General features: G+C 58.6%; 15 protein-coding genes. 10 read left to right on the top strand and 5 right to left on the bottom strand.

Translation table 11 applies throughout. The annotated features are described in order from the left end of the window. Positions 1 to 49 precede the first annotated feature (49 nt). Genes BM347_RS04865 through BM347_RS04845 form a run of 5 tightly spaced genes read left to right on the top strand, consistent with a single transcriptional unit; the run spans position 50 to position 5,875 of the window. Positions 50 to 1,066 carry a BMP family protein gene (locus BM347_RS04865; RefSeq protein WP_093915231.1) on the top strand — a complete coding sequence of 339 codons (1,017 nt, stop codon included), beginning with the start codon at positions 50 to 52 and terminating at the stop codon, positions 1,064 to 1,066. Beyond that, positions 1,035 to 2,612 (top strand): ABC transporter ATP-binding protein, encoded by a 1,578-nt coding sequence (locus BM347_RS04860; RefSeq protein ID WP_425442441.1) that lies wholly within the window; start codon positions 1,035 to 1,037, stop codon positions 2,610 to 2,612. The genes BM347_RS04865 and BM347_RS04860 overlap by 32 nt, the downstream gene beginning before the upstream one ends. Then, the gene (locus BM347_RS04855) at positions 2,602 to 3,651 is read left to right on the top strand and encodes an ABC transporter permease (RefSeq protein ID WP_093915229.1); all 1,050 of its coding nucleotides are present in this window, start codon (positions 2,602 to 2,604) and stop codon (positions 3,649 to 3,651) included. The genes BM347_RS04860 and BM347_RS04855 overlap by 11 nt, the downstream gene beginning before the upstream one ends. Continuing rightward, positions 3,651 to 4,595 (top strand): ABC transporter permease, encoded by a 945-nt coding sequence (locus BM347_RS04850; RefSeq protein WP_093915228.1) that lies wholly within the window; start codon positions 3,651 to 3,653, stop codon positions 4,593 to 4,595. The genes BM347_RS04855 and BM347_RS04850 overlap by 1 nt, the downstream gene beginning before the upstream one ends. After that, positions 4,595 to 5,875 carry an amidohydrolase family protein gene (locus BM347_RS04845; RefSeq protein ID WP_093915227.1) on the top strand — a complete coding sequence of 427 codons (1,281 nt, stop codon included), beginning with the start codon at positions 4,595 to 4,597 and terminating at the stop codon, positions 5,873 to 5,875. Before BM347_RS04850 ends, BM347_RS04845 begins: the two co-directional genes overlap by 1 nt. Positions 5,876 to 5,894: 19 nt before the next feature. Here the strand turns inward: BM347_RS04845 and BM347_RS04840 are convergent, their stop codons facing one another. The 3 genes from BM347_RS04840 to BM347_RS04830 form a co-directional block, all read right to left on the bottom strand. Next, entirely contained in the window at positions 5,895 to 6,596 is a 702-nt protein-coding gene (locus BM347_RS04840; RefSeq protein ID WP_342742171.1) for an endonuclease/exonuclease/phosphatase family protein, read from the bottom strand. Continuing rightward, positions 6,593 to 7,954 carry a phospholipase D-like domain-containing protein gene (locus BM347_RS04835; protein ID WP_093915226.1) on the bottom strand — a complete coding sequence of 454 codons (1,362 nt, stop codon included), beginning with the start codon at positions 7,952 to 7,954 and terminating at the stop codon, positions 6,593 to 6,595. Before BM347_RS04835 ends, BM347_RS04840 begins: the two co-directional genes overlap by 4 nt. A gap of 100 nt (positions 7,955 to 8,054) precedes the next feature. Beyond that, positions 8,055 to 9,593 carry a trimethylamine methyltransferase family protein gene (locus tag BM347_RS04830; protein WP_093915225.1) on the bottom strand — a complete coding sequence of 513 codons (1,539 nt, stop codon included), beginning with the start codon at positions 9,591 to 9,593 and terminating at the stop codon, positions 8,055 to 8,057. 395 nt (positions 9,594 to 9,988) lie between these two features. Here BM347_RS04830 and BM347_RS04825 point away from each other — a divergent pair, with 395 nt between their 5' ends. Continuing rightward, on the top strand, positions 9,989 to 10,582 hold the full coding sequence (locus BM347_RS04825; RefSeq protein WP_093915436.1) for an outer membrane protein: 594 nt from the start codon (positions 9,989 to 9,991) through the stop codon (positions 10,580 to 10,582). 138 nt (positions 10,583 to 10,720) lie between these two features. Here the strand turns inward: BM347_RS04825 and BM347_RS04820 are convergent, their stop codons facing one another. Beyond that, complete coding sequence (locus BM347_RS04820; RefSeq protein ID WP_093915224.1) at positions 10,721 to 11,893, bottom strand: pyridoxal phosphate-dependent aminotransferase; 1,173 nt, start codon at positions 11,891 to 11,893, stop codon at positions 10,721 to 10,723. Positions 11,894 to 12,121: 228 nt separating this feature from the next. Between BM347_RS04820 and cysS the strand changes: the two genes are divergently transcribed. The 4 genes from cysS (at position 12,122) to BM347_RS04800 (ending at position 17,112) form a co-directional block, all read left to right on the top strand. Further along, positions 12,122 to 13,588: a cysteine--tRNA ligase gene (gene cysS, locus BM347_RS04815; protein ID WP_093915223.1), complete on the top strand. Its 1,467-nt coding sequence runs from the start codon at positions 12,122 to 12,124 to the stop codon at positions 13,586 to 13,588. A gap of 154 nt (positions 13,589 to 13,742) precedes the next feature. Further along, on the top strand, positions 13,743 to 15,359 hold the full coding sequence (gene cimA / locus BM347_RS04810; protein WP_093915222.1) for a citramalate synthase: 1,617 nt from the start codon (positions 13,743 to 13,745) through the stop codon (positions 15,357 to 15,359). A gap of 6 nt (positions 15,360 to 15,365) precedes the next feature. Further along, positions 15,366 to 16,355, top strand: a complete 990-nt coding sequence (locus BM347_RS04805; protein WP_217644005.1) for an alpha/beta hydrolase — start codon at positions 15,366 to 15,368, stop codon at positions 16,353 to 16,355. Continuing rightward, entirely contained in the window at positions 16,345 to 17,112 is a 768-nt protein-coding gene (locus BM347_RS04800) for a squalene/phytoene synthase family protein (protein ID WP_093915221.1), read from the top strand. The genes BM347_RS04805 and BM347_RS04800 overlap by 11 nt, the downstream gene beginning before the upstream one ends. Before the next feature lies 1 nt (position 17,113). On the opposite strand, the gene BM347_RS04795 is transcribed toward BM347_RS04800, so the two are convergent. Next, on the bottom strand, positions 17,114 to 18,337 hold the full coding sequence (locus BM347_RS04795) for an MFS transporter (protein WP_093915220.1): 1,224 nt from the start codon (positions 18,335 to 18,337) through the stop codon (positions 17,114 to 17,116). Positions 18,338 to 18,364 lie beyond the last annotated feature (27 nt).

Here is an 18,364-nt window from a genome sequence, read left to right as displayed (position 1 = left end):
TTACAAAGCAGGCTTTGAACAATCAAACACCAAATGGGGGTCTATTACGATGGCAAAACTGAATTCTCGGGTCGGTCGGCGCGGCTTTTTGGCGACAACCGCTGCGGCTGCTGTGCTGGCGGGAACACTTGGCGTGCCTGCCTTTGCAGCCGAGCCGATCAGGGTCGCTGGCATCTATACGGTGCCCGTTGAACAGCAATGGGTCAGCCGCATTCATAAGGCCGCGATGACGGCCCAAACCCGTGGCGATATCGAATATGTCTATTCGGAAAATGTCAGTAACACCGACTATGCCCGTGTCCTGCGTGAATACGCCGAGGCGGGCAATACGCTGATCATCGGCGAGGTTTTCGGCGCAGAGCAAGAGGCCCGCGAGGTTGCCGCCGATTACCCGGAAATCGCATTCCTGATGGGATCAAGCTTTAAGGAAGACGCGGCGCTGCCCAATTTCGCAGTCTTCGACAACTACATTCAAGACGCATCGTATCTATCTGGTATTATTGCAGGTTCCATGTCTAAAAGCGGTAATATCGGCATGGTTGGTGGCTTTCCAATCCCCGAGGTCAACCGCCTGATGCATGCCTTTATGGCCGGTGCGACGGAGATGAACCCGGACATCAAATTCCAGGTCAGCTTTATTGGCTCCTGGTTTGATCCGCCCAAAGCCAAAGAGACCGCCTTCGCGATGATCGAGAATGGCACTGACATGCTCTACGCCGAGCGCTTTGGTGTGTCGGACGCAGCAAAGGAAAAAGGCGTGCTGGCGATCGGCAACGTGATCGACACGCAATCCGAATACCCTGAAACCGTCGTTGCCTCGGCGATCTGGAACTTTGAGCCGACCTTGGACAAGGCGATTGCCGAAGTGCAGTCAGGCACGTTCAAGGCGGCCGATTATGGCGTCTATTCCTTTATGAAGGAAGGCGGCACCGTGTTGGCCCCATTGGGCACGTTCGAGGGCAAAGTACCGCAAGCAGCGCTTGATCTGGTGAACAAGCGCCAAGCTGAAATAATGTCGGGTGATTTCGTGGTTGATGTCAACGATACAGAACCGTCGTCGTCGTAACCCCATGACGTCAAACGCAGAAATCGTTCTGCGCCTTGACGCCATCACCAAACGCTTTGGCAAACTGGTCGCGAATGACGCGATCAGTTTGTCTTTGCATCGGGGTGAGGTCGTGGCGCTGCTAGGTGAAAATGGGGCGGGTAAAACGACCCTGATGAATATCCTGTTTGGCGGCTACACGGCCGACAGCGGGTCTGTTCAAGTGTTCGGGCAAACCCTGCCGCCGGGCAATTCACGCGCAGCATTGGACGCAGGCGTGGGCATGGTGCATCAGCATTTTACCTTGGCGGACAATCTGACGGTTCTTGAAAACATTGCGCTTGGCGCACAACCGATGACAGATGTTCGCCTGAGTAAGAAAGAAATATATAATAAAATCAAAATACTGTCAGATGAATTTAATCTGAAGGTTGATCCATCGGCACGGGTTGGCAGCCTGGCAGTTGGGGAGCGTCAGCGGGTTGAGATCCTCAAGGCGTTATACCGTGATGTGAAAATCCTGATCTTGGATGAACCCACCGCTGTTCTAACCCCGCAAGAGGCAGATGATCTGTTTGGCACCCTGAGTTTGGGGATCAAGAATGGTTTGTCGATCATCTTTATTTCCCATAAGTTACATGAGGTTATGGCGATATCTAACCGTGTCGCGGTGCTGCGCCATGGCAAGCTGGTCGCCGAGACCCTTACCGCTGATACTGACAAAAACGCGCTATCGGCTTTGATGATGGGCACGGCGGCCAAGTCCCCCGATATCACCCTAGCTAATCCGGGTAAGACATTGCTTTCATTGCAAGATGTTACCACGCCCGACATCGGTAACAGCCCGGGTCTGAAATCGGTCTCGCTTGAGCTTAAAGCGGGGCAGATTGTCGGGTTGGCGGGTGTGTCCGGCAACGGACAAGCGGCGTTGGCCGATGTGGTTGGCGGGATGCGGATGCCGTCCCAAGGCGCGCTGGTACTGAATGGTAAGACGCTGACGCAGTGGTCACCGCGGGCTGCGGTTCAAAACGGTATCGCCCGCATTCCCGAAGACCGTCACAAGACCGGCACCATCGCGGATTTTGACCTGACCGAGAACGCAATTCTTGAGGGCTATTCGACCGCACCCTTTAGCAAGGGCGGATGGATATCATGGAAGAACGCCAAGCAGTTCGTGACTGATATCATTGAAAAATATGACGTGCGCTGCCCCGGTCCAGACACGCGTATCAGGTTGTTATCGGGTGGAAATATGCAAAAACTGATCCTTGGCCGCGTGCTTGAGGCTGATCCGCAGATTGTGTTGGCCAATCAACCCGTGCGCGGCCTTGATATTGGTGCGGTGAACTATGTGCACAGTCAGCTGTTGGCGGCGCGGGATCGCGGGGCTGCTGTGTTATTGATATCCGAAGATTTGGATGAAGTTATGGACTTGTCTGATGTTATTCACGTCATCGCGGGAGGGCGTCTTTCGCCCGGCTTTGCACGCGGCACCATGACCCCGGCAGAACTGGGCATTTGGATGGCGGGCCAAGGGTTTGATGCGCAGGTGGCCCATGCGTCTTGAACCTATCGCGGACCCGTCTTTGGCGCGCAGCATTGCGCCACCAGCAATCGCAATCATTGCAACGGTCGTGATCGCGTCGCTGCTGGCAATGTTAGCAGGGGCAAACCCGTTTTCCGTGCTGGGGCTCATCCTGAAAGGCGCGTTCGGATCTCAGTTCGCGTTGTTAGAGACGTTGAACCGGGCAACGCCGCTGATCTTTACGGGTTTGGCCATTGCGGTCGCGTTCAAGGCCAAGTTCTGGAACATCGGGGCCGAGGCGCAGCTTTATGCGGGGGCGTTGATCACGGTGGTCTTGGGGACGGGGGCGCTGCCGTGGCCCAGCTTTGCCCTGATCCCGGCGCTGGCGATTGGCGCGGTGCTGGCCGGAGCGGTTGTGCTGCTGGTGCCAGCGATCCTTAAAACCCGTTTCGGCGTGGACGAGGTCGTGACGACCTTATTGTTCAACTTTATCTTTTTGCTGTTCATCTCAATGCTGCTTGAAGGCCCGCTCAAAGACCCGATGGGCATGGGCTGGCCCAAATCCGCACGTCTGATCAGCGAGGCGCGTCTGCCGCGGATTTTCGATGGCTTGCGGCTGCATTGGGGGTTCGCGCTTGCGTTACTTTGCGCCTGTGCGGTGTGGGTAATTCAGACGCGCAGTACCTTGGGATACGAGATGCGCGCCGTGGGTTTGAACCGTGATGCGGCTGCGTTTGCGGGCATTCCGGTGAATGCGGTGCTGGTGAAAACGGCGTTGCTGTCGGGCGGCTTGGCAGCTTTGGCAGGGTTTTCCGAAGTGGCGGGCCTCAAGGGGAGCCTGACGCTCGATCTGTCGCCGGGGTTTGGGTACACGGGCATCATCGTGGCGATGCTGGCGCTGCTGAACCCGCTGGGTGTCATCGTATCCGCGCTGTTCGTCGCGGGGATTTTCGTGGGGGCCGACAGCATGAGCCGCGCTGCGGGTGTGCCCACCTATCTGGCGGATATGATGCTGGCCACGGCGCTGCTGCTGATGGTGCTGGCGATCATGTTGACCAGGTTCAGAGTGGTACGTGACTGATGGAAATTCTTGATATCCTGATCTCGGCCAGTTTCTGGGCCGCCGCCATCCGCATCGCAACGCCGCTGATTTTGGCTACCATGGGCGAATTGATCTGCGAACGCGCTGGCGTGCTGAACCTTGGTATTGAGGGGATCATGGTCGCAGGGGCCTTTGCCGGTTGGATGGCGGTGTATTCGGGGACAGGCCTATGGGTCGGCGTGGCCGTGGCGATGGTGGTCGGCATGGGCTTTGGCCTGTTGCACAGCGTGCTGACCGTGCCGTTTGGGTTGTCGCAGCATGTGGTGGGGCTGGGCGTGACGTTGCTGGCCACGTCCTCGACCTACTACGCCTACCGGCTTGCGTTGCCGCAGGTGAACAGCCCGCCCAAGATTGACGCATTCCAGCCTTATGAAATCCCGCTCCTGTCAGACATCCCATTGCTGGGCCAAGCGTTGTTTTCGCAAACGCCGTTCACCTATCTGGCATTCGCTTTGGTCGCGGCGACCAGCGTGATGCTGTACCGCACGCCAGTTGGCTTGGCTGTGCGCGCAGCGGGCGAAAGCCCCGCAGCCGTGGCCGCGCAGGGGCTGTCGGTGACGGCAATCCGCATGGGGGCCGTGATCGTGGGCAGCGGGTTCATGGCGATGGGCGGCGCGTTTCTGACCATGTCCGCCTTTGACAGCTTTTTCTTTGAGATGGTGAACGGGCGCGGCTGGATTTGTATCGCGCTTGTGGTGTTCGGATCATGGATGCCCGGCAAGGCGTTGCTGGGCGCGGTGTTGTTCGCTGCCTTTGACGCATTGCAAATTCGAGTGCAGCAAACCGGTTTTGGGGCAGATATCCCCTATCAAATCTTCCTGATGGCACCTTATATCTTGTCCATCGTCGCCTTGGTGCTGGTGTCACGCCGTGCCCAAGTGCCTGCGGCCCTGATGGTGCCGTTCAACAAAGGAGAACGCTGATGTTTGATCTGATCGTAAAGGGCGGCACGCTGCCCGATGGACGTGTGACGGATATTGGTATTGCGGGCGGCACAATCACCGCGATGGACCAGCTAGGTGATGCGCAGGCGGGCGAAGTGATTGACGCGACCGGCGATCTGGTTAGCCCGCACTTTGTCGATCCGCATTTTCATATGGATGCGACCCTCAGCTATGGCATCCCGCGCATCAATGCGTCCGGCACTCTGCTTGAGGGGATCGGGCTGTGGGGTGAGCTCAAGCAGGTCATGACGCAGGACGAGGTCGTTGCCCGCGCGCTGACCTATTGCGATTGGGCGGCGTCCATGGGTCTGCTGGCGATCCGCAGTCATGTTGACGTTTGCGATGACCGTCTTTTGGGTGTCGAGGCCCTGTTGCAGGTGCGTGAGCAGGTCAAGGATTACATCGATCTGCAACTGGTCGCCTTTCCGCAAGACGGGTTCTATCGCGATCCGACCGCCCGCGAAAACACGATACGCGCGCTTGAAATGGGCGTAGACGTGGTGGGCGGCATCCCGCATTTTGAACGCACCATGGCCGACGGGGCCGCATCGGTGCGCGATCTGTGCGAGATCGCCGAGGCACGCGGCCTGATGGTGGACATGCATTGCGACGAGACCGATGACCCGATGTCGCGGCACATTGAAACGCTGGCCTACCAGACCACACGTTTGGGGTTGCAGGGGCGCGTGGCCGGATCGCATCTGACCTCGATGCATTCGATGGACAATTATTATGTGTCCAAGCTGCTGCCCCTGATCGCAGAGGCTCAGATTAACGCGATACCGAACCCGCTGATCAACATCGTGCTGCAAGGGCGGCATGACACCTATCCCAAACGCCGTGGCCTGACGCGGGTCAAGGAAATGCTGGCAATGGGGATCAATGTCGGTTGGGGGCAGGATTGCGTGCTGGATCCGTGGTATTCGCTGGGGACGGGCGACATGCTGGATGTGGCATTCATGGGCTTGCACGTGGCGCAAATGACCAGCCCTGACGAGATGTGTAAATGTTTTGAAATGGTGACCAGGGCCAATGCACGCACGATGGGGTTAGAGGATTACGGCCTGCATGTGGGGGCCAAGGCATCATTGGTGGTGCTGGATGCGGGCGATCCGATCGAGGCATTGCGCCTGCGGGCCAACCGGTTGTGCGTGATTGCCAAGGGCAAGGTGATCGCACGGGGGCCACGGTCGGATACAGCGCTGACGCTACCGGGCCGTCCGAGCAGCGTTGTGCGACGGCATAAGACGGCTGGATGATCCTGCTAGGATAATCGCGCTAGGTTGATCGTGTGAAATCCAGCCAGATCGGCAGGTGATCCGACCCGCGTTGCGCGTCATGTGTCTCGACCACGCCGCCGCCCACGACGGTCAGATCATCATCGATTGCAATCCTGTCTAAGGCGGCTACCGGCATGCGCGCATGAAAACTTTTGCCCGGGGCATGGATGGTAAAGTGATGCGCCAAACGGCCAAGACCTACGGTTTGCGACCATTCGTTCATATCGCCCGCGATCAACGTCGGGCGGCGGTCACGTTCGTCCAGATGGGTGATCAAAGAGGTCAACTGCGCGCGGCGGGCCCACCGCATCAGCCCCAGATGGGTTGCAATCACACGCAGTTCGACACCGGCGATTTCGGCATCGACCACCATTGCGCCGCGCGGTTCAGCGCCGGGCAGATTGATATGCTGCACATCTTGGATATCCGCGCGCGGCGTTATCAAGACCGCATTGCCATGCCAGCCGATGCTGACGGGGCTGGGCACGGGCACGGCGACCAGACCTGTTTCAGCTGTCAGTATATCCAGCGGCAGGGCCGAGGGGCGCTTTCCCAGCCGCATGTCGGCCTCTTGCAACACGACAATCTCGGCGTCCAGATCACGGATAATGCGCATGATCCGTTCAGGATCGCGCTGACGGTCCGTGCCTTTGGCCTTGCGCATATTATAGCTGGCGATACGTAGCGTGGGGTGGGTCACAGGATCGGCGCTCCGATACGAAAGACCCCTTCGGCCAGACGGCGTGGCAGATGGGGGTGGGGGCTGTTGCTGTGGCAATCTTTTTGGCGGGCCATAAACCAGTCTGCAAGTTGGGTGACCGATCCGGCATCATATAGAAATATCATCGCCTCAAAGTTCAACAGCATGCTGCGCACGTCGAAATTGGCGGTGCCGACGACCGCCACATCATCAATTACCGCCGCTTTGGCGTGGATCATGCGAGGGGTGAAGTAATATACCTTTGCCCCTGCGGCCTCGGCATCGCGCAGGTATCCGCCACGGGCGAAGTCAGCGATATGCTGGTTGGATTTCTGCGGCACGATGATGCGCACGTCCACCCCACGCAGCGCAGCGATCCGTATCGCATTGGCCAAAGGTTCGGTCGGCACGAAATAGGGGGTCGCGATCCAGATACGGGTATGGGCCAGATGCAGCGCGCGGATCAGCCCGTCGTGCAGCGGGTCTTCGTCGATATCTGGGCCCGAGGCGATCAATTGCAGCGTTGCATTACCAGCGGTGTCGGGGGCCTTGGTAACGGCTTCGACGTCTTTGCCGCTCGCGACCTCCCAATCTGATCGGTACACATCGCAAAACGCCTGCACGCTCATCCCTTCGATGGTGATGGCCAGATCAACCCAATGGTCATCGGCGGGTGCGTCGGTCATGTAGTGGCAGCCGATGTTCATCCCGCCCGAAAAGACGCGCGCATTGTCGGCAATGATGATTTTGCGGTGGTTGCGCAGGTTCAGATGACCCGTGCCGGGCAATTGCAGAAACGGCGAGAAATACAGCACATCGCCGCCTGCCTTTTTAAGCGCATCAAGTGCTTTGTGCGGCCCGCGCATGGTGCCAAAGCGGTCCATCAGAAGCCGGACCTTTACGCCGGCCTTGGCCCTGTTGGTCAGAGCGTTGACAAACCGTTCCCCGGTGTCGTCATCGGCAACGACGTAGAATATGCAATCAATGCTGTGCTGCGCGCCTTGGATCATCTGCATGACCGCGTCGAATGCCGCCTGCGGTGTTTCAAGCAGCTTGAAATGCTGTGCCTCAAGGGCGGGGGGCATCTCGAAGTTCTGAAAAGTGTGATCTAGATCATGGACCGGGGTTTGGTGATGCTCACGGCGTGTGAAACGGATCGGCGCATAGCGTTTGCCCTGTTTGCGGAAACCCAATCCGACAAATACCGGTACAGCCACATAGGGCAGCAACACCAGAAACAGGATCCATGCGGCAGTGGATTGCGGGCTGCGGCGTTGTTGCAGCAGGACAAAGGCCACCATCAGCGTCAACAGGGTGACGCCGACCACTTCGATATGGGCAATGATGAAGTCGATCATGGATGTCTCCGCCAAAGGTCCGGGCGCGGGGGCCGCATGGCAGCCCCCGTCCACACAGATTTAGCAGAGCATTTGATGAAGTCACGGAGAGAGTTACGCCCTAGGCGGGCAGATGGATGTTGAACCGTTCGCGGATCATGCGGTCTGTCTGCGCGTCGAACCGTGCGCTGGCACGTTGCGCAAGAATGTCGTCCTTGCGGGCGGTGGCGCGGGCCAGCAGGTCGGGCCTGCCCAGTTCGGCCCATTCCTTGGGCGATGTGCGGTCCGCCAGCGTGGGATAGATATATTCGGTCTGCATTAGGCCCAGTGTTTGGTCAGACCCCAGATAATGCCCCGGCCCGCCAATGCAGGTGGCGCGGATCACCTCAAGGCTGACGCTGTCCTCGGTGACTTCGATCCCGCGCACGCAGCGCAGGGCTTGCCCGATCAGATCATCGCCCAAGATCAGCGATTCAAGGCAGAACCCCAAGAGCGACGCATGCATGCCCGCGGCCTCGTACACCATGTTCAGGCCGGACATGCCTGCCATCACATTTGACATCGCCTGTTCCCAACCGGCTTGCATGTCGGGCAGCTTGGCATCTGCAATACCTGCCGCCGCGCCGCCGGGCAGATCGTAATACCGGTGCATTTGCGCGCATCCGGCGGTGAGCAACGCCTGTTCGCCCGACCCGCCGGACATCGCACCGGTGCGCAGGTCGCTGACAAAGGGCCAGGTGCCAAAGATTGCAGGATGACCCGGTTTTACGGCGTTGACATAAACCAAACCGGCCAGACATTCCGCAACGGCCTGCACGATTGCACCGGCAATGGGGGCAGGGGCGGTGGCACCGGCCTGACCTGCTGACAGCAGTAGTATCGGCATGCCGCCTTCGATCAAGGCCTCCATCACCAGACAGCTTTCGGTGGCAAATTTCATTGGCGGGACGACAAAGCAGTTCGTGTTCGACACAAAAGGCCGTTCGCGCCATTTATCCTCGCCGCCCGCAATCATGTGCAGCAGTTCCAGACCGTGTGGCACAAAGGAGGGCTCGGTAAAGGAAACGCCCACATGTTTGGTCGTGCCCGCACAGCAGGCATAGATCGAATTGAGATCCATCTCGAGGTTGTCGGGGATGTCGCGGCACACCATGGGGCGCTGAACGAAATGTAAATTGTCGAGCTGGTCGGCGATGTGGGCGGCATCATGCAGGTCTTGCACACCACATTCGCGGTAGGTGCGCCCATCGACGTCAACCAGATGCACGGCTGCCCCGGCGGTGCCGTAATGAACACGCGTGCCAGACAGCTCCAGATCATGTTTGGGGTCACGGGCGTGCAAGGTGACAGACCGGTTGGCGCGGGCAATCGTGTCTTCGATCAAGGCACGCGGAAAGCGGAGCCTGCCATCATCGCCCAAGATCGCGCCCGCAGCTGTCATGTAGGCAATGCCAGAGGGCGGCGCATCAGCAAGGCCGATTTGTTCCAACGCATCCAAGGCGGCATGGTGAATGCGTTCCATCGCGGCGGGGGACAACGGATTAAAGGTACCGCCGGACATGCCCGCGCGAACGGGGCGCAGATGATCGGCAAGGGGGGCGGCGCGGGCCGCACGGCGTGCAGCGCGACCACCAGAGCGGTGAGGTGTTTGTATGGTCATATGGGGTTCCAGCAAGTGAAGGAAAAAGGGGTGGCGGTTGCTAGGCCCGCGCTGGCGCGCCCCGTGCTGCGCGACCCCGTTCAGCCCCGATGGTGCGGATGATACAGATGATGATGCAATGCTCTGTTTTCATGCAGCCTCCCTCCGAATGGTTCCAATGCTGCGCAGATAAATTTTGACCATCTGTCTTGTTTGCGACGCTTATTCTGTTTGCGACCCAATGTTTCTTGGGTCCGGCGGCAAATCCCCGCCGATGAGGTGACGCAAATCAGCAACAAATGACCGATCACCAACCCGTTACTGGGATCGCGTGAACCTAAATCCTACATGCAGCGTTGTGTAACCGAAGCGGGATGACCCGCTGAGTAATTACGAGAGATCAAGGAGTTATGATCATGAAACGTTCAATGAAATATACAACGCTCGCCGCGGCTGCTACTTTTGCCATGGGCGGCGCTGCCCTTGCCGGTAGCTTGGAAGAGCCGATCGTTGAGCCTGTGATGACTGCACCTGTTGTTGTGGCCGATATGGGCGGCAACTGGACAGGTTTCTACACTGGTTTGCAGCTGGGTTACGGTGATGCAGACGGCCAAGGCGCACAAGATGGCGACAATGGCCTTTACGGTTTCCACGCAGGCTACGACCATGACTTTGGTAAGTTCGTCCTGGGTGGTGAACTTGACTATGACAAAACCGACATCGATCTAGGTGGTGTTTCGACGCTTGATTCCGTTGCGCGTGCAAAAATCAAGGGCGGTTATGACCTTGGCAACACTATGATCTATGCAACTGGTGGTTATGCTTTGGCTGACACATCCGGCGGTGACGAAGATGGTGCGTTTTACGGTATCGGCATGAGCTATAAAGTGTCCGAGCAGTACACAGTTGGTGCCGAGCTTCTTGAACACCGCTTTAGCGATGTGGGTGGTACAGCCGGTAACGATCTGGACGCCACAACCTTCACTCTGCGTGGTTCCTACCGCTTCTAAGCGAAACGTCTGAATAATACTGGCGGTGTGCCGTTCGGGGGCGTCTGGAAAGGCGCCTCCGGCGGGGATATTTAAAAGCCAGAGAACAGGGGCCGGAGTATATTCTCCGGCCCTTTTTTTGTTTTTCGCTAAGTGTGTCTACTGTGCGCGGCTTTCCGCGAAGGTACACAGCGTTTTCAGGGCCTGCGCGAATGCGCTGTCTTCGATGGTCATAGCGACCCTGATATGGCCAGCGGCGGCGGTGCCAAAGCTTTCACCCGGCATGACGGCGATATGATGAGTGTCCAGTAGGGCATAGGCGAAATCCTCGCCCGACATGCCTGTGCTGCGTATATCCAGCATCAGGTACATCGCGCCGTCCGCAGGCACCAAGCTTACGGCGTTTTGCTGTGCAATGATGTCTTGCGCCAGAACCCGGCGGCGTTTGAACGGGGCGGCGATGTCTTCCTCGAAGGCGGGACCTTGGTTCAACGCGAATTCGGCGGCGTCCTGGATATAACCGGGTACGCCATAGGTGGTGTGTGTCGCGAGGTTGGTCAGATGTTCAACGGCGTCCTCGGGCCCGATGATCCAGCCGCAGCGCGATCCGGTCATGGCGTGGCTTTTTGACATGGACCCGACCACTAGCGTTTTATCCGCCATATCGGGTAATGCGCGCGGCGATATATGGGTGCCGTTCCACACTTGGGTATCATAGACCTCGTCCGAGATCAGCCACAGCGCGTTATCCTTGCACACCTGTGCAATAGCATCGAGCGTTGGGCGGGTATAAACCACACCGGTGGGGTTGTTGGGCGAGTTGATGAGCAGCGATTTCGCCCCAGGGGCCGCTGCGGCGATTTCGTCGCCCTGGGGTTGGAAGGCGTCCTTGGCATGCGCTGGGATCGCCTTGGGAATGGCGCTGACGCCGCGAATGGTGCCGGGGTAGGTCGCGTAGTAAGGATCAATGAACAGGGCCGTATCGCCGGGATTGGTCGCTGCCGCATGGGCGGCAAACAGTGCGGATTGCCCGCCGGGGGTGATGACCACATTGTCGCGGGTGGTTTTCACGCCAGTGCGGTCCTGCACGCGTCGGGCCACGGTATCGCGCAGGGTTGTGGTGCCCGAGATCGCGGCATAGCCCGTGTGACCGCCAAGGGCGGCGCGGTGCATGTCTTGCAGGATCGGGGCCGCCGTGCGGATGTCATGTTCCCCAATCGTCAGCTCGGTCACGGGGGTGCCGTCGGCAATCATTTGACGCGCCCGTAGGAAAACACCCCAACCGTCTGAACCGCCGCCCAAAATGCTGGTAAGCCGCTTAGATATCTGCATGGTTTGTCTCCCTTTGTGATGTGCTGGCGCAGGGGCGCAGAGGCGGGGAGGATTGTCAATCAGCCTTGACCTTGGGTGCGGCACCGCGCTAGGCAGGTGCCATGAATATGAACGCAACAATTATTTGCTGTATTTCCTGCTGAGACTTTCCAGCGGGCCTGTTCATAGCGTTTTCTTTTCAAACCAAATGTGCCATGCCCGCGCCATACTTGCGTAAGGACGCGCCATATGACGACGATCAAGCTGCACAACACGAAAACCCGCAAACGCGAGGAATTTGTTCCCATCGATCCTGAAAACGTGCGGATGTATGTCTGCGGGCCGACGGTCTATGACCGCGCGCATTTGGGCAATGCGCGGCCTGTGATCGTGTTTGATGTGCTGTTCCGGTTGCTGCGCCATGTGTATGGGCCGGATCACGTGACCTATGTGCGCAATTTCACGGATGTGGATGACAAGATCAACAAACGCGCTGCTGAAAGTGGCCGGTCAATCGGAGAGATCACCGCCGAGACGACGCAATGGTTTTTGGACGATATGGCCGCCGTTGGCGCGCTTGAGCCGAACGAGATGCCGCGCGCGACGGCCTATATCCCGCAGATGGTCGCGATGATCGAAGACTTGATTGCCAATGGGCATGCCTATGCTGCCGAGGGACATGTGCTGTTCCGTGTGCGCAGTTACGAAAAATACGGGGCGCTATCGGGACGGTCGGTCGATGACATGATCGCCGGCGCGCGGGTCGAAGTGGCCCCCTACAAAGAAGATCCGATGGATTTTGTGCTGTGGAAACCGTCGGATGACACAACGCCGGGTTGGGACAGTCCGTGGGGCCGTGGCCGTCCCGGCTGGCATATCGAATGCTCGGCCATGGCGGATGAACTGCTTTGGAAAAAACCGTTGGGCGAGGGGCGGTTGTCGGATGAAGCAAAAAAGCACCCCCATGTGTTCGATATTCATGGTGGCGGTTTGGATTTGCAATTTCCACACCACGAAGACGAGATCGCCCAAAGCTGCTGCGCAAATGGCACCGATGAGATGGCCCGGTATTGGCTGCACAACGAGATGTTGCAGGTCGAGGGCAAGAAGATGTCCAAGTCCTTGGGCAACTTCTTTACCGTGCGCGACTTGTTAGATCAGGGCGTGCCGGGAGAGGTGATCCGGTTCGTGATGTTAAGCACGCATTACCGCAAGCCGATGGACTGGACCGTAGGAAAAGCTGAATACGGAGAAAAAGTATTAAGAGGTTGGAGAAAAGCAGTAAAAGGGGTGAAGGCGAGTAAACCAAACCAAGAAATCATTGCAGCGATTGCCGATGACTTAAACAGCACCTTAGCAATATCAATCTTGATTAGCATGTTTCATGATATTTGGGAGGCTTCTCGAGAAGATGGCGTCAAAAAGCCTTCTGAGTACACTATTGAAGAGTTTCTGGCTTCTGCGCAATTCTTGGGGCTGCTTACGGATGAATTGGGTGATTGGTTCGCCGCAGATGAATCTGTTAACCTGGTTAATTTTGCCAATTTGCTCCAAAAATTAAGGGAAGAAGCTCTCCAAACTAAGGATTTTGCTCCGGTGGATAGCTTGAAAAAGGCTCTAGTAGAGGCTGGGGTCGAGGTGCGTATGTCGAAGGCGGGTGTAGATCTAGCACCAGCTGTAGGTTTCGACCCAGCCAAGCTAGAGGCCATCAAATGATGCGCCTCGTAACACAGGCCAGCCCCCGGCCGAGGGTTGGGGCGAAGCCCCCGCCGTCGTGCTGGAAGCACGCCTGCGGCGTGACTGGGGCGGTCGGGGGCTGGTCGTGCAAAGTGCACGACGTAAGGAAGAATAAGGGAAGGGGGGCGATCTCATGACTAAACAACGCCTCTACCTCTACGACACCACCCTCCGCGACGGGCAGCAAACCCAAGGGGTGCAATTCTCGACCGCCGAGAAGATCACCATCGCCAACGCCCTAGACACGCTTGGTGTGGATTACATCGAAGGCGGATGGCCGGGGGCGAACCCGACCGACTCTGCGTTTTTCGACGATGCGCCGCGCACCCGCGCCAAGATGACGGCGTTCGGGATGACCAAACGGGCGGGCTTATCGGCCGAAAATGACGACGTGCTGGCCGCAGTGATGAATGCGGGCACGGATACCGTGTGCCTTGTGGGCAAAACCCATGATTTTCATGTGACCGCCGCCCTTGGCATCGAACTGGCTGAAAACACCGGAAACATTTCAAAATCAATCGCCTATCTGGTCGCCCAAGGTCGCGAGGCACTGTTTGATGCAGAGCATTTCTTTGACGGGTACCGCGCCAACCCCGATTATGCGCTGACGGCGATCAAGGCGGCCTATGACGCAGGTGCGCGCTGGATCGTGCTGTGCGACACCAATGGCGGCACCCTGCCAGCCGAGGTGGCGCGCATCACCGCCGAGGTGATCGCGGCAGGCATTCCCGGCACCCATCTGGGCATCCATACCCATAATGACACCGAAAACGCCGTGGCCTGTTCGCTGGCCGCAGTGGATGCGGGCGCGCGGCAAATTCAGGGCACGTTGAACGGGCTGGGCGAACGCTGTGGCAATGCGAACCTCACCACGCTGATCCCGATTTTGCTGCTGAAAGAACCCTACGCCAGCGCCTATGACACCGGGATCAGTCTGGAGGCGCTTGAGGGGCTGACTCAGATCAGCCGCAGTTTGGATGAAATCCTGAACCGTGTGCCGATGAAGCAAGCGGCGTTTGTCGGGTCTTCCGCCTTTGCCCATAAGGCAGGGCTGCACGCCTCTGCGATCCTGAAAGACCCCAGCACCTACGAACATGTCCAGCCCGAGCTGGTCGGCAATGCGCGCATCATTCCGATGTCGAACCAAGCCGGGCAATCCAATCTGCGCCGTCGCCTTGAAGGCGCTGGTTTGTCCGTGGCCAAAGGCGATCCGGCGCTTGGGTTGATCCTGGATCAGGTCAAGGCGCGCGAGGCGGATGGCTATAGCTATGACACCGCGCAGGCGAGCTTTGAGCTGTTGGCGCGCCAAGCCTTGGGGCAGATGCCGGACCTGTTCGAGGTCAAGCGCTACCGTGTCACGGTCGAGCGGCGTAAGAACAAGTATAACCAGATGGTGAGCCTGTCCGAGGCGGTGGTGGTCGTCAAAGTCGACGGTGAAAAGCGTCTGTCTGTCAGCGAAAGCATGGATGCGGAGGGCTGTGATCGTGGCCCGGTGAACGCGTTGTCCAAGGCGCTGGTCAAGGATTTGGGCCAATATTCCGCCCTGCTGGAAGACATGCATCTGGTCGATTTCAAGGTGCGCATCACCCAAGGCGGTACCGAAGCGGTCACGCGTGTCATCATCGACAGCGAAGACGGGCAGGGGCGGCGTTGGTCCACTGTTGGGGTTTCGGCAAACATAGTGGATGCGTCGTTTGAGGCGCTGTTGGACGCGATCCGTTGGAAGCTTATCCGCGATAATAAGGCATAAAGGGCAATGAAAACGCTGTTTAAGATTGCTCTGACCATTGTGCTGAGCGTGGCGATCACGCTGGGTGTCGCCGTTGTTCTGGTTCTGACCGATCCGCCCAAACCTGTGGCCGAGCGTAAGGTGTTGGATTTCGACGCATATCTTTCGCAAGACGCGGCCATGCCGGTAATCCCGCCGTTGCTAAGCACCCCCATGCGCGATGGCTATGCGTTGAAATATCGCCGGTTTGACGGGCCTGCGGGCGCGCCGCTGCTGGTGCTGGTACACGGGTCTGGCTGGCACGGTCTGCAATTCGTCGAAATGGCCCAAAAGCTCAGCGAAAAGGCCGCGGTGCTTGCCCCTGATTTGCGCGGCCATGGGACAGCACCGGGCCAGCGTGGGGACATTGATTATATCGCACAGCTTGAGGATGATTTGATCGACCTGATCACCGCCGTGCATGTGCCGGGCCAAAAGATCGTGATGGGCGGGCATTCCTCTGGCGGCGGTTTGGTCGCGCGGTTTGCGGGCAGCGAATATGGCCCGCTGCTGGATGGTGCGGTGCTGCTTGCTCCGTTCCTCAAGTACAACGCGCCGACAACGCAGCAAAACTCTGGCGGGTGGGAAACCGTGCAACTGCGCCGGATGATCGGGTTGTCGATCCTGAACGCATTCCGCATTACGGCGTTGAATGATAGAACGGTGATCCAGTTTGCCATGCCTCAGCAGGTGTTGGACGGCCCCTTGGGTGACACCGCGACCACGGCCTATAGCTACCGGCTGAACTCGGGTTTTGCGCCGCGCGGCGATTATCTGGCGGATGTGGCGGCGTTGCCAAAGTTTTTGCTGGTGGCCGGTGCCGATGACAGCGCGTTTTATGCGGATAAATACGAGGAAACGATGGCATCCGTGAACGATAAAGGCACCTATGTGATCGTGCCGGAATACGGACATTTGGCCATCGTAGACGCCCCTGAAGCGGCTCAGGCCATATCGGATTTCTTGGATGAAATTTAACGACGACCTGACCGCCTGCGCCGCGATTGTTGAACGCGCAGACCCGCTGCGGTTTCGCGCGGCCATGGCGGCCCCGCTTGCGGCGCGGCGTGTTCTGTTCCCGCTTTACGCGTTCAACATCGAAGTGGCGCGTGCGCCTTGGGTGACGCAAGAGGCGATGATTGCTGAAATGCGCCTGCAGTGGTGGCGTGATGTGTGCGATGAAATTGGCAAATCCGGTGCCGTGCGCCGGCACGAGGTTGCAACGCCCTTGGGTGCTGTGATCGCGGCGGATCAGGCGCATCATCTGGATACGCTGGTGGGCGCGCGCAGGTGGGATATCTACCGCGACCCGTTCGAGGACGAGGCGCATTTTGACGCCTATATTGACCAGACGGCGGGCAGCTTGATGTGGGTTGCTGCATCGAGTTTGGGCACGGCGGACGAGGTTGTTGTACGCGATGCGGGCTATGGCGCTGGTGTGGCGGCGTGGTTGCAGGCGATCCCGCAATTGGTGGAGCAGGGGCGCATTCCGTTGCTTGATGGTACCGATGCAGGTGTGTCAGCATTAGCCCGCAAGGCACTGACTCGGCTGGAAAAAGCCCGTCAATCGCGTGGTAAAGTTTCGGCAGCCGCACGGCCCGCACTGTTTAGCATTGGGGCGAGCGCTGCGGTGCTGGAAGCCGCGATTGAGACGCCGTCGCGCGTCGGGTCGGGTACCTTGCCGCCGCTTGACCGGTTTGCGCTGTCATGGCGCGCCCTTAGCGGACGTTGGTAGGCTACGCCTGTTCAGGTTTCTGGCGCAGCACCAGCCAGATCAACGCACCACCGGCGAGCACCAGAAACGGGATCATCGCGATGTTCACGGCGGCCCAGCCTTCGACAGCGCTGCCGCCTGAACAGTTCATCAGCCCGCCACTGGCCAGCGACGCAAAGGTCACGCCACCGAACACCAGCAGATCGTTCAGCCCCTGCATGCGCCCGCGTTCATGGGGTTCATGTGCGCCAGCCAACATCGATGTGGCCCCGATAAAGCCAAAGTTCCAGCCAATGCCCAGCAGGATCAATGCGATATAGAAATTGCTCAGTTCGACCCCTTGCAAGGCGACCATCCCGGCCACGGCAAGAATTGCGATGCCAAGGCCAAGGATCTTTTCGACCCCGAAACGTGCGATCAGATGCCCGGTAAAGAACGACGGGGCATACATCGCCAACACGTGGCCGGTTACGATATGCGACGCGTCCACGATGTCATAGCCACAGCCCACCACCGCCAGCGGTGTCGATGTCATCACCAAGTTCATCAACGCATAAGACACCATGCCGCAAACCACAGCCACGGCAATGCGCGGCGTCTTGAGCAGTTCCATTCGCGAGCGACCCTTGGGCGCATCAACGGCTGGGATCGGCGGCTTGGGGATTTTTAAAAATGCGAACAGCGCCATGCCCGCAGCGTTCAGCGCAATCGCGGCGATATAGACCGGCAAAAACCGCACAACGGTCGCATCCGGGTTGGCCCCGGTCAGCAGGCTGACCAATTGCGGGCCAATGACAGCGGACAGCAGCCCGCCGGCCATCACATAGGAAATCGCCTTTGGCCGGTATTCATCCGATGCGGTGTCCGTCGCCGCAAAACGGAAAAAACCCTGCGAAGACATGTAGATACCAGCCAGATAGCTGCCCAATAGAAAAACCAGAAAGCTCTCAATCATGAGGGCATAGGCGCAAAGTGCTGCGCCCGACATCCCGCCAAACGCCCCCACCACAAAACCCGCGCGGCGTCCGAACCGTTGCATGACGCCCGACAGCCAAGGCGCGGTTGTCATGGATCCGAACACGATCATCGAGATCGGCAAGGTGGCAAGGCACAGGTTGGGCGAAAGCTGTTGCCCCGCCAATCCACCGACCACGAAATACATCGGCATCTGGCTGCCAAGGAAAGCCTGCGCGATGACCAGAACGGCCACATTGCGCTTGGCGCGGGTGTCATCAATCATTGTCATGCGAACGGGGTAAACTCAGGTTTTGGG

It is taken from the genome of Sulfitobacter marinus, assembly GCF_900116285.1.
Classification (GTDB): Bacteria; Pseudomonadota; Alphaproteobacteria; order Rhodobacterales; family Rhodobacteraceae; genus Sulfitobacter; species Sulfitobacter marinus.
Note: the sequence above shows the minus strand (reverse complement) of the source record. Positions and strands in the feature narration are given on the sequence as shown.